Below are 11176 nucleotides of genomic sequence, written 5' to 3' on the forward strand. Positions count from 1 at the left end.
AATTAGTTCCTCCTTATACATGTAATGAAAGCTTATTTTTAAATTTAGGCATAACTTCTTCCGCGAATAATTTCGTACTGCGCATAATTTTTTCGTGCGATAAGCTGCCATGATTTGTCCAAAGTAATAATTCCTTTAAATTCAGCTCTTCTTTTAATTCTTGAATTTTTTCTGCCACATAATCTGGTGTTCCAAACAGGAGATTGCGAGAATGCAAGAAATCATAACTAAGTTCAGTACCATGTTTTAATTCCTCGCCAGGGTCCATCATGTTGCCTAGGCCACGCCAATGGCAAATCCAACGATATGTGTGTAATACTGCCTCCTCAGCATCTCGTCTTGCTTCTTCCATTGTCTCTGCTACATAACAATCTCTAACAAGAGCAAGCCCTTCACCTAACTCTGCAGGTGCTCCTTTTGCCCCGGAGAGAGTTTCACGATACAACTCAAAACGTTTCTTTAATTCTTTTACTGTCGGCATCCAGAAAATCCCGTTAACTTGATGCTCTGCTGCCCATTTAATAGATCTAGGTGTGTCAATTACTTGCCAGATAGGAGGATGCGGTCGTTGATAGGTTGTAGGCATAATTGACATTTTGGCAATTTCACCTGTTTCCATATCCATGTAGTCGTCAGTTTGTGGGCTTAATGGGTGGTTCCATTTTAGTCCGGGTGCAGGGAAGTTATAAAATTGTCCCTTATGAGAAAAGAAACGCTCAGACCAGGCTTTTAGTAAAATTTCATAAGTTTCTTCAAATAACGCTCGGTTTTGTTCTTGGTCTCGCGGGTCAGCCAGTTGATTAAGGTTCATTGCTTCCCTTCCGTAAAGCCCTCGTCCAATCCCTACTTCAACACGTCCACCGCTTAATTGGTCCAATAATGCTATATCTTCCGCTAAGCGAAGTGGATGCCAAAAAGTAATGATATTAGCCGCTTGACCGATACGGATCTGCTTTGTTCTAGCTGCGATATCTGCTCCCATTAAAACTGGATTGGGAATCAATTCATACCCTTCATGACCAAAGTGGTGCTCGGTATACCAAATCGAATCAAAGCCTGCTTCATCACAATAAACAGCTTGTTCTCTAGCTTCTTCAAGAGCCTTAGAAAATTCCTCATGTCTTCCTGGTCCAGCCAAGTTTGCAAACATACCAAATTTCATTTGATCTCCCTGCCCCTCTTTAATAGTGATAGTCTTATTTTTTTAATAACTTATCTTTGATGATTTCTGTAAGCTTCCCACCGCTTTTTCTCACGTGCTCTCTCATGAGTTGTTCAGACAGCTGGCTGTCTTGCGCTTTTATTGCCTCTACAATTCTCCGATGTTCTTCCACTGATTTCCCTAGACGATCAGGTTGTTCAAGAGTTAAATATACAAATCGTCTATAAGGCAGCTGATTAATTAATAGATTGTAATGGAACTGTAGTTTACTATTTCCAGATCCTTTTAAAATCGCCTCATGAAAACAGTCATTGGCTTCCACATAGCCGTCTAGATTTCCCTCTTTTACCGAATTCTCCATATGTTCCATCGCTCGGATCAGTTCATGAAGCTCTGGCACATCTCCTCTTTGGGCCAATTGACTGGCAGCAAGTCCTTCGAGCACTTCCTTTAGCGTGAATAGCTCGATAATTTCTTTTTCAGTCGGCTTCCTAACGCAGGTTCCTACCCTAGGAACAATTTCAACCAATCCTTCTCGCTCTAATTGCTTCAATGCTTCGCGGACTGGAGTTCGACTTACATTTAGCTGTTGAGCAAGTGTCGTTTCAGAAATTTTTTGGCCCATATCTAGTTCTCCTGAAACAATAGCTTTACGCAAAATATTAGTCACTTGCGTATGAATACTCTCTGTTGCAACCGAAAGATTCAATGACAATCACCTCATTCCCATTTCTACTATCACAACTTGTACCAACCATGTACCATGTACCATGCAAGTTGTTTGTAAATAAAATATAATTGAAAGCGTAACCATTTGTCAATAATTTCTGAAAAATAAAAATACTGGATAGCTTAATTCCTAAAAATTTATGTCTATTAAGGATGTGTAAGTAACTTATTCTAGTAAATGCTTCAATGAGTATATCTAATTTTTAACAGAAATACTTTAGATCGTTCTACTCTCTCGTAAGATTTTCTACTATATTTTTTACACGTAAGCTAAATCTCCCACTCATAAATTGTCTCCTAGCTAGAAATTTATACTTTCTGATAGTGTTAAAAAATCATCTATAAGTACCATTATTCACTTATAGATGACCTTATGATTATATGGCACTAGACAATACTCAAGAATCATTACATGCTATTATTTCTTTATTTAGAACTAGAAGAAATATTCACTTGGTTAACTTTCAAGCCGATTATTTATAAAAGATTAAACTAAACTTTTTAGCCCCTCAAATACTTCAGCAGCTGCTTGTGCCACTTGGATATCGTGAGGAACCGTACTACCGCTTACACCAACAGCACCAATCACTTTTCCAGCTTTAACAAGCGGAATTCCTCCCCCGAACACCACTAGTCTCCCATTATTTGTTGTGTTTAATCCATAAAGCTCTGCCTGTGGTACAGTAGCTGATGCCAAATTCTCTGTTGGCATTTTTAAAGCAACGGATGTCCATGCCTTATTTACCGCAATCTCAATACTTGCAAGCCATGCATCATCCATGCGGTGTGTTGCAATGAGATTTCCGCCTTCATCCACAATACTAATAACCATCGCTACTCCTAACTGCTTTGCTTCGTTTTCTGCTCCCTCAATTAATTTCTTTGCCACATCCAATGTTATTTTTTCCATGTTTACTCCCCTTTTTTATAAATTTCTCTATTACAAAAAGTTCTTAATCCTCAATTAAAAATTAAGCATTACTAATTTTTTAGTTTTTTCTTACCGCTTCTGCCTCTTAAGAATAATCGTTTCCTTAGCCTGTTTTATTGTAAAAAACGAAACTAACCTGACCAAACTTACCATAATATGTTAGAATTCCTAACAAAATTTCAGTTCATATAACCCATAAATCTTAATTCCAGCAAATTTTCAAAATAAAAACCTGCTTACATTGAATTGTAAGCAGGTTCTTATTTTTATTCACTGTTTTGTGTAGTATTAAAAAATTCAGCCTGATCTTTTCTGTTAGCCTTTATCTTATTGTTTTTTTTGCCTATTTTTCCATCTGATTCATAACTTAAATGTACCGGTACTTTTTTATGCTTTTCCATAATTTCCTCCTTTCAAAACTAGTTTGTCCCTCCAGCTTTTTTTAAATAAAGACTTTTTTTAGATACTTATAAAAGCACATGTCACTATCAGCTCTTCTTTGATAACTCCTCTGCATACATAAAGCAGCTTTATGTTAGATAAGGCTTATTTAACCAAAACAAACATCTCGGAACATACACCTAGTCTCTACTGATTAAAAGAAATAACCTTGAACATATCACTTGAATATTCTAATATCGATACGCTAGAATTTTTAATTTCCAATTCATTATTATACTCATCAGAAAATTTACTAATGATGTTTCTTATGATAACGCCATGAGTCACAAGTAATATGTTTTCACTATTGCTTTGACTTTCAGATACGATTTCATCTAACCCTTTTTCAAGCCGTTCCCAGAGTTCACGATGATTTTCGGCATGATGAAGTGGATCTGATTCCTTCATGAAATTCATTATTCCTTCTATGCTATGGTTTCGAAACATTTCATTAAACGTATGATAGCCATTGTCTTGGGCTACCTTATTCCAAGTGACCTCAGAATGTTCTCCCTCAAAGCTGCCAAAAAAGACTTCTCGAAATGCTTTTCTTTTATTGATTGCTAGGCTACTGCTGTGATTATTTTGTTGGAGGATTAATTCAGCTGTTTCAACTGTTCTTCCTGAATCACTGGTATACACACGGTCAAACTGAACATTCGCCAATCTTTTCCCGGCTTCGATTGCAATAACTTTCCCTTCTTCAGTTAATGGACTATCAGCCCACCCTTGCATCTTGTTATATCGATTTAAGTACGTTTCACCATGTCTAACTACATATAAGTTCATTGTATAATCCATGTTATCATCCTCCACCTTAATTATTTTGTATACTTTAGCAACTAACCGAACAGTGCCTTTCTCTCGTTAAGCAGCAGGCATTTGTATTCTTATAAGCCTAGCCGTCTCTTTCTCGCGTATGAAAAACTATAAAAATATAGTAATTCAGTTTAGGGAACCAGTATATAAGCGGAGAATATTTAGTTTCATGTAACAACGAAAGTCATTCGTGACAAAAATGTAACGCCACGTTTCTTTTAAGACAGTTATGCTGAAGGTATAAAGTCCATCTTTATCGTTGTTGTGGATAATTTAGAGCTGCACCCAGCTTAGAAAAAAATGATTATAAATTTAATTTGATTTTTACAATTTCACTATACTTTCTTTTTTCTCTCCTATTATACAAAGTGTAGACAAGGTAGCTTATCGAAAAGGAAGTGATAATGATGAAAAAAGGAAAATGGCTCATGTGGGCGTTTATTACAGCAGTGGTATTTGTGATTACGCCCCTCGCATTTCAACATTTTAATGTCTTTGGAGGAACTGGTTTTCATTCGCAAAGTATGCAGCCATTCCAAGGCAACGGCTTCTCCCAAGGCGGGCAATTCCGCGGGGGCGAAGGATTCCGTGGACATGGACATATGCATGGCTTTTTGGGAATGAATATCCTTCTGGAGGCAGGGCTTTCGTAGCTGGTTGGGTTACCTGGAAGCTGGCAGCCAGCAATCGTATCCGCAAATGGATTGGAATCGCACTAATGGCTTTGGGAGCTGCTCTCATATTGCCAAAGGTACTGATTCTGCCAGTGATTCTTGTCGTAGCTTACTTTACGTATAAAATCAGTCGCAATGACAATGCTTCTTCTGCAAGCTCTGTACAAACAACAGGCGCAGGATTCGCTAGCTTAGATTCACAAAAACTTGATTATTTAGATGAATGGGAACATAAGATCCATAAGGAGGAGAAATAAGATGGGTATTTTTAAACGTATGAAACAAATTGTACTTGCTGATCTTCATGATGTACTTGATAAGGCAGAAGATCCAATTAGCATGGTGGGACAATATCTGCGCGAAATGGAGGAACAGCTTGCAAGAGCTCAGAAGGCATTCTCTGATCAGCTGTTTTTGGAGAAAAAGTATGAAATGCTTGTGGAAGAAACGCAGACAATTATTGAAAAGCGTGTCAGACAGGCAAATCTAGCTGTGGACCGAAATCAGGACGAAATTGCTAAATTAGCATTGCAGGAGAAAATTGTGCAGGAGCAGAAGCTTGCATCGTACAAGCAGCAGCAGGAGACCATCCAAGCACAAACTGCGAACCTGTCTGAAAAAGTAAAAGAGCTGAAGGACAAGTATGAAGAACTGAAGCTGAAGCAGCAGGAGCTCATTACAAGGGCGAATACAGCAAAGGCTGTAAAGGCCATCCAAACAGCAATCCATTCCTTTAGCGCAGACAATGCAATGCGCGGCTTTGCCCGAATGGAGGATCGCATCCTGGCTTTAGAGGCAGAAGCAAAAGCCAGCCAGACTTTTGCCGCTCACAGGCAGCCTAGCATAAACACCCTTTTGCAGCCTGAGGTAGAGCTGCAATTAGAACAATTAAAAGCAGCGAAAGCTTAAATGATAGGCAGACAAGCTGTCTAAAGAGGATAGAATTTTTTTCAAGCATACCTTCCCCCCTTTTATTGAATATAGAACAGTAATATCCCTCCTAAATAAGGAGGGATTTTTTTGCACTATAGGAACGTATAAATTTCTAACTTCATTATTGCGCCGTATACCCACCATCAACGATTAAACTACTGCCAGTCATGAATGAAGAATCATCAGAAGCCATGAATAATACTGCTTTTGCCATTTCTTCTGCTTTACCAAGACTTTTCAACATTATTATAATAGATCTCTTTGAGAAACAAATATTTTGTTAAGAAAACTGACAGATTGGTGAGCCATCAGGCGAAGGCAGAGTCGTAGTTGCTCTTATACTTTATTGCTAAAATTTCTCGCTACGTCGAATTAGCATCCAACTAGAAATTTATCCTTTCTTAAAGCACAAAAAAGAAAGACTCAGTAAGGAACCTTCTATCCCCTTTTGAGTCTTTCTTTCCTTTAAAATCATCATTTCTTACCGGAAAGGAAATCTCCTAGAGCCACAATGGCCGCTTGTTCATCCCTTCCATTTGCAATAATTGTAACTGTTTCTCCCTCTCTAATCGCTAAGGCCATAACTCCCATAATACTTTTACAGTCTACTGGCCTTTCATTTTTAACTACCTTTATCTCACTGCTAAAAGCCGCTGCCTTATGCACAAATTCTGTAGCTATTCGAGCCTGAAGACCGTTTGGAAGACACACTACAATCTTTTCCTCTATCACTAGCAATCCGCCTCTCCCACAAAGGTTATTTAAGATCACTTACAAGCAGCTGGTTTTTCTACAGAAGCCTGTTCAATATCCTCGGTTGTTACTTCAAGTAATTTTTCTAAAAACTTTATAGTTTCCGCTGTATGTGAGGTATCTTCTTTTTCTACTTCTGTTATGAATTCATTGATACACTCTTTATAATTATTGGTTTTAACAAACCATTCTCCTAGAAGCTTCTTTGTTGCTTTTCTCTCATCATCATTTTTAACCGCAAATAAACTTTCTGTTTCAGTCTCTTTTAATACAATTGAACTGAAATCCGGATTCATGCGAATATAGAAATAATTTCTTTGACTATTACAATTATTTTCTTTTCTTAAAAGAAAATATTTAACCCCAAACTTGGCCTCATAAAATGGACTATCTATAGTTGGAATATGAACTTCTTTTATTTCAATACTTTTTACTGAATCTAAATATACTTCCAAGCCGTATGCAGTATGAATTACCTTTGCGTCTAATAGCTTCTTCATAGCCCTTTTCCTTCCCTTGATAAGCTTCTTCCCATTACCAAACATCTCCATTTTCAGTTATGATAAACAATGCTTAGCTAGTTGTAGAGTACCATTCTTTATTCCGAAAACGTTTCCTTATAGTTGTAGAATAAGGGAAACAAGCAGCAAAAAGAATAACTTAAATCGTCTTTTTATTGTCCTGATTTGCCAAGAAGGATACATAAGGGCTTATCACCTTATTCTAGAAGTTTTTAATGTACATACAATAAGCCGAACGCTGTAAGCATTCGGCCTGTTGTGAAATGCACTGTTATATTTAGCTCTTTCAGCAATATATCTGGCTCTTATTATCTGCAGAATTTGCAGCAAGCGTCACAACACGAAGCGGAGAATGAAAAGACTGCAAAATCTGTTTGCAGTCTTGCTTTGCTTAACTCAAGTTCTTCATCAGGGCCGAAGTCTTAAATCTCATAATCCATTACAATAACATTATCTATAACGCCATTTAATGAAGAGATAAACTCCTGGTGAATTGGATGCGGCAAATAATGATCAAGTGCTTGCTTATCCTCAAAGGTAATACGTAATCCCAAAGTATATCCTTGTTTTGCCTCAAGTTCTCCCGTCGTATTAATCCCTGCTGTAAGTTCTACAATTCCAGAGATTCTCCCTTTAAATGCTTTAAGCTGATTAAGAAGATCCTGTTCTTTTTCAGCGGTGATGTTTTCATTAAATTTAAACACAACAATATGTTCGTACATGTTACTTCCTCTTTTCCTTGATTAAATCTGCCCCGCAAAGCTTCCGGTAGCCTTACAAACAAATTTGCCACTTTTGCGATTCATAGCCTCAATTGCTTTTCTGCTATTAGAATAGAAAAAGCCAGCATAGGCTGACTTTTCCTAGCAGATATTTTTTATTTCTCTACAGTTTCTAATTCCCACTCAAGAGCATTTAGCTCTTTCAGCACTGCATCCAGCTTATCCTCTGTAGAATGTGACATCGGATGTTCGATTAGCTTTTGAAGCGACTGTGTTCTTAAAGAAGCAAGAACGCCATGAGGATTAGAGATGCCTGGGAAATGCGCCTCTAATACCGTTGCTGTCTTTTCTACTGCAAGCAAGTCAATCACTTTTGTATCATGAGAAAAGACTGGGTTGAGTCCTCGCTTGTTTGGATATACAAAGCGATAAGATCCCGAACCGATGACAAAGCTTACGCCCGCTTCTGTTTCCTGTAGACTAGCTATACCTTCTAGCGCAGTTAATGCTGTACCGCCTTCTTTCACATCCTGTAAATCTGCATTTGGCAGTAGAATTTCTGCCGTTGTATTCGCAGGAATTTCAACCTCAACCGTTACTTCCTCATGTGTGATATTCCAAGCAGAAGTAATTTTTCCATACATAGAATCATGGGCAGCACGTACGTGTGTCAATTCTCTGCCTCCAATTCTTGGCTGAATGCGGATTCTCTTATAAGCTGGCACTGTCTCATCCATATCTAATCCGGCGATCACGCGGTACATCCAATCCCCGATCGCTCCGTACGCGTAGTGATTGTATGAGTTCATATCATCACTCCAGAATGAGCCATCCGGCTTAATTCCATCCCAATGCTCCCAAATTGTCGTTGCCCCTTTTGTGACAGAATATTGCCAAGATGGATACGTATCTTGCAGCAGCAGCTTCACTGCCGTTTCATGATAACCATTATTAGATAACGCAAAGCATAAATATGGTGTACCAACAAAGCCAGTCGTTAAGTGATAGTCATTTTCTAGAACAAGTTCATTTAAGTCATGAGCAACGCGCTCTCTTCTCTTTCCATCAACAAGGTCAAACATAAGCGCAAGTACATGTGCCGTCTGCGTCGAAACAGCCAAACGGCCTAATGGTGTTAAAAACTCATCTGCAAAATATTGCTTAATCTTCTCAAGAAGTTCTCCGTATATCGCAGCATCCTCAGTTTTACCTAGCACACGTGCTGCATCGCGAAGAAGCTGTGTGGAATATGCATAGTAGGCAGTCGCAACTAGCTCATTTGGTGTAGCACCGAAGTAGCTGTCCTCTTTTGAATCAAGGCCAAGCCAGTCACCAAAGTGGAAGCCAGTGTTCCAAGCATATTCATTATCCCCTTGCGCACGAATATACTCGACCCATGCCTTCATGCTGCCGTATTGTTCTTCCAGCAATCGCGTATCCCCATAGCATAAGTACACAGTCCATGGGCAAATTACAGCTGCATCGCCCCATGCTGCAGAGGAATCACCGTTGATTACATTTGGAACAACAAAAGGAACCCCTCCATTTGGAAGCTGATCTGCTTCTAGATCACGGAGCCATTTTGTAAAAAACTGTCCGCCTTGGTAGTTAAAGAGTGCTGTACGGATAAAGACCTGCGCGTCGCCTGTCCAGCCAAGACGCTCGTCACGCTGCGGACAATCCGTCGGTACATCCACAAAGTTCCCTCTTTGTCCCCAAACGATATTACGCTGCAATTGATTCACCATTGGATCAGAGCACTCAAATTCACCGATTGGCTCCATGTCTGAGTGGATGACTTCACCGACAAAATGCTCAAGCGACAATCCGTCCTCTTGACCTGGATATCCCTCGACCTTTACATAGCGGAAGCCTTGGAATGTGAAATGCGGTGCGTACGTTTCTACACCTTCACCCTTCGTAATGTATTCAACAGTTTGCTTGGCACTTCGAAGATTTCCAAAATAAATATTGCCTTCCTTATCAAGCACCTCGGCATGACGCAGTACAATCTTCGTTCCTTCTGGTGCATTTACTGTCATTCGAATACGGCCAACCATGTTTTGGCCCATATCAAGCACAGTATCCCCGGCAGGTGTCACAAACACAGAAACTGGATGGATTGTTTCCGTTACACGAGTTGGACTATTCTCTTGTGCTACTAATTTGCCAATCGATAACTGCGAAATAACTGTACTTTGCCAATCTGCATCATTGAAATCCGCGTTGCTCCAGCCGTCTTTCTCAAGTCTAGCATCATATGTTTCCCCGTGATACAACTCGGAATATAAAATAGGTCCTGTAGCTGCCTTCCATGTCGTGTCTGTTACAACAACTTCTTCTGTACCGTCTGTGTAACGAACATGCATTTGCAGCAATACAGCACGCTTATCTCCGTAAAGATGACGCTTATCTTCCCACGTTAAATCTCCCTTGTACCAGCCATCTGCCAGCATAACACCAATCACATTCGCATTACCGCAAAGCTGGGCGGTTACGTCATATGTTTGGTATTGAATCCGCTTACTATAGCTCGTCCAGCCTGGCGCAAGCAATTCATCTCCCACACGCTCTCCGTTTACGTACAATTCATAGAGACCAACACCTGTCGCATAAACACGAGCAGAAGCAATATTCTCCTTCAGTTCAAACTGCTTCCGCAGCAAAAAGATAGGCTTTGTGAGTGGATCTAATTCTGCCGGATTCGGCGTAATCCACTCTGCCTTCCACTCGCTCTCCTCAAACAATGCAGTTTCCCACCAGGAAACGTCGCTCCACTCTGACTCACGGCCAAAGTTGTCCCATACCTTTACTCGATAATAATAGCGCGTCCCTGATGCAAGCTCAGGACCGTTATATACAATATGGATCGATTGATCAGATTTTGTATAATCCGTATCCCATAGCGGCTGTTCAAAACCATCTTCCGTTAAAGCAACCTGATACCGATAAGCGATCTGCATCGTGCCGCGAGTATCTGACTGAATACGCCAGCTTATACGCGGCTGTTTCACATCAATTCCAAGCGGGTTTTTTCTATACTCACATGTTACATCAATTACTTGTAAATTAGTCATCTGTGTTTCTCCCCTTTTCTTTACTTAGAATGATAAATAGGTATCCAGGAAGGCGTTCGTTGTATCGGCTGCATTTGCCGTTCCTAATCTGAATGTAAGAAATATTTATCTGACGAGGTAAGTAGGAAATCTCTTCATCAGTTATTTCAGTTAATATTGCTGCGTCTTTTAACTAAAAGGAGGATAGAGAGATCTATAGGTTATGAAAACTCTCCATGCTTATCCTTTTACTTCACAGATCCCGCTGTCATACCTGCCACGATTTTCTTGTTAAAGAAAATAAATAGGATGAGTGGCGGAAGCGAGATTAACACGATATTTGTAAACAACAGGTTCCACTGCGTATTGTACATGCTTGAGAAGTTATACAACGTAAGCTGAATGGTTGCATTTTTGGCACCCGGATAGAAATAC

At 39.6% G+C, this 11176-nt stretch carries 12 protein-coding genes and 2 pseudogenes; 3 read left to right on the top strand and 11 right to left on the bottom strand.

All coding sequences use genetic code 11. The features are described from left to right. Window positions 1-13: 13 nt before the first annotated feature. The 5 genes from AAHB12_RS25285 to AAHB12_RS25305 form a co-directional block, all read right to left on the bottom strand. Complete coding sequence (locus AAHB12_RS25285; RefSeq protein WP_342047888.1) at window positions 14-1162, bottom strand: LLM class flavin-dependent oxidoreductase; 1149 nt, start codon at window positions 1160-1162, stop codon at window positions 14-16. Between the two features lie 34 nt (window positions 1163-1196). Further along, entirely contained in the window at window positions 1197-1871 is a 675-nt protein-coding gene (locus tag AAHB12_RS25290) for a GntR family transcriptional regulator (RefSeq protein ID WP_342047889.1), read from the bottom strand. 507 nt (window positions 1872-2378) lie between these two features. Continuing rightward, window positions 2379-2801 (bottom strand): GlcG/HbpS family heme-binding protein, encoded by a 423-nt coding sequence (locus tag AAHB12_RS25295; protein ID WP_342047890.1) that lies wholly within the window; start codon window positions 2799-2801, stop codon window positions 2379-2381. Between the two features lie 287 nt (window positions 2802-3088). Next, window positions 3089-3223: a hypothetical protein gene (locus AAHB12_RS25300; protein WP_342047892.1), complete on the bottom strand. Its 135-nt coding sequence runs from the start codon at window positions 3221-3223 to the stop codon at window positions 3089-3091. 187 nt (window positions 3224-3410) lie between these two features. After that, the gene (locus AAHB12_RS25305) at window positions 3411-4064 is read right to left on the bottom strand and encodes a histidine phosphatase family protein (protein ID WP_342047893.1); all 654 of its coding nucleotides are present in this window, start codon (window positions 4062-4064) and stop codon (window positions 3411-3413) included. A gap of 422 nt (window positions 4065-4486) precedes the next feature. Between AAHB12_RS25305 and AAHB12_RS25310 the strand changes: the two genes are divergently transcribed. The 3 genes from AAHB12_RS25310 (at window position 4487) to AAHB12_RS25320 (ending at window position 5665) form a co-directional block, all read left to right on the top strand. Next, window positions 4487-4735: a hypothetical protein gene (locus AAHB12_RS25310; RefSeq protein ID WP_342047895.1), complete on the top strand. Its 249-nt coding sequence runs from the start codon at window positions 4487-4489 to the stop codon at window positions 4733-4735. Window positions 4736-4800: 65 nt separating this feature from the next. Next, on the top strand, window positions 4801-5013 hold the full coding sequence (locus AAHB12_RS25315) for a hypothetical protein (RefSeq protein WP_342047897.1): 213 nt from the start codon (window positions 4801-4803) through the stop codon (window positions 5011-5013). Between the two features lies 1 nt (window position 5014). Next, window positions 5015-5665 (top strand): PspA/IM30 family protein, encoded by a 651-nt coding sequence (locus AAHB12_RS25320; protein WP_342047899.1) that lies wholly within the window; start codon window positions 5015-5017, stop codon window positions 5663-5665. Between the two features lie 145 nt (window positions 5666-5810). Here the strand turns inward: AAHB12_RS25320 and AAHB12_RS25325 are convergent. The 6 genes and pseudogenes from AAHB12_RS25325 to AAHB12_RS25350 form a co-directional block, all read right to left on the bottom strand. Beyond that, window positions 5811-5930: pseudogene (locus AAHB12_RS25325) on the bottom strand (SDR family oxidoreductase); the annotation flags it as partial. A gap of 233 nt (window positions 5931-6163) precedes the next feature. Then, entirely contained in the window at window positions 6164-6421 is a 258-nt protein-coding gene (locus AAHB12_RS25330; protein WP_342047901.1) for an HPr family phosphocarrier protein, read from the bottom strand. A gap of 35 nt (window positions 6422-6456) precedes the next feature. After that, window positions 6457-6942, bottom strand: a complete 486-nt coding sequence (locus tag AAHB12_RS25335) for a hypothetical protein (protein ID WP_342047903.1) — start codon at window positions 6940-6942, stop codon at window positions 6457-6459. A gap of 443 nt (window positions 6943-7385) precedes the next feature. Next, on the bottom strand, window positions 7386-7685 hold the full coding sequence (locus AAHB12_RS25340) for a Dabb family protein (protein ID WP_342047905.1): 300 nt from the start codon (window positions 7683-7685) through the stop codon (window positions 7386-7388). A gap of 155 nt (window positions 7686-7840) precedes the next feature. Continuing rightward, complete coding sequence (locus AAHB12_RS25345) at window positions 7841-10762, bottom strand: family 78 glycoside hydrolase catalytic domain (protein WP_342047907.1); 2922 nt, start codon at window positions 10760-10762, stop codon at window positions 7841-7843. A gap of 227 nt (window positions 10763-10989) precedes the next feature. Further along, a pseudogene (locus tag AAHB12_RS25350) lies at window positions 10990-11176 on the bottom strand (carbohydrate ABC transporter permease); the annotation flags it as partial.

Source organism: Bacillus sp. OTU530, assembly GCF_038440375.1.

Coding starts and splice junctions, on each gene's coding strand:
- AAHB12_RS25305 (WP_342047893.1), bottom strand. CDS start 4,064: ATGGATTATACAATGAACTTATATGTAGTTAGACATGGTGAAACGTAC.
- AAHB12_RS25315 (WP_342047897.1), top strand. CDS start 4,801: ATGGCTTTGGGAGCTGCTCTCATATTGCCAAAGGTACTGATTCTGCCA.
- AAHB12_RS25335 (WP_342047903.1), bottom strand. CDS start 6,942: ATGAAGAAGCTATTAGACGCAAAGGTAATTCATACTGCATACGGCTTG.
- AAHB12_RS25320 (WP_342047899.1), top strand. CDS start 5,015: ATGGGTATTTTTAAACGTATGAAACAAATTGTACTTGCTGATCTTCAT.
- AAHB12_RS25340 (WP_342047905.1), bottom strand. CDS start 7,685: ATGTACGAACATATTGTTGTGTTTAAATTTAATGAAAACATCACCGCT.
- AAHB12_RS25310 (WP_342047895.1), top strand. CDS start 4,487: ATGATGAAAAAAGGAAAATGGCTCATGTGGGCGTTTATTACAGCAGTG.
- AAHB12_RS25285 (WP_342047888.1), bottom strand. CDS start 1,162: ATGAAATTTGGTATGTTTGCAAACTTGGCTGGACCAGGAAGACATGAG.
- AAHB12_RS25295 (WP_342047890.1), bottom strand. CDS start 2,801: ATGGAAAAAATAACATTGGATGTGGCAAAGAAATTAATTGAGGGAGCA.
- AAHB12_RS25300 (WP_342047892.1), bottom strand. CDS start 3,223: ATGGAAAAGCATAAAAAAGTACCGGTACATTTAAGTTATGAATCAGAT.
- AAHB12_RS25345 (WP_342047907.1), bottom strand. CDS start 10,762: ATGACTAATTTACAAGTAATTGATGTAACATGTGAGTATAGAAAAAAC.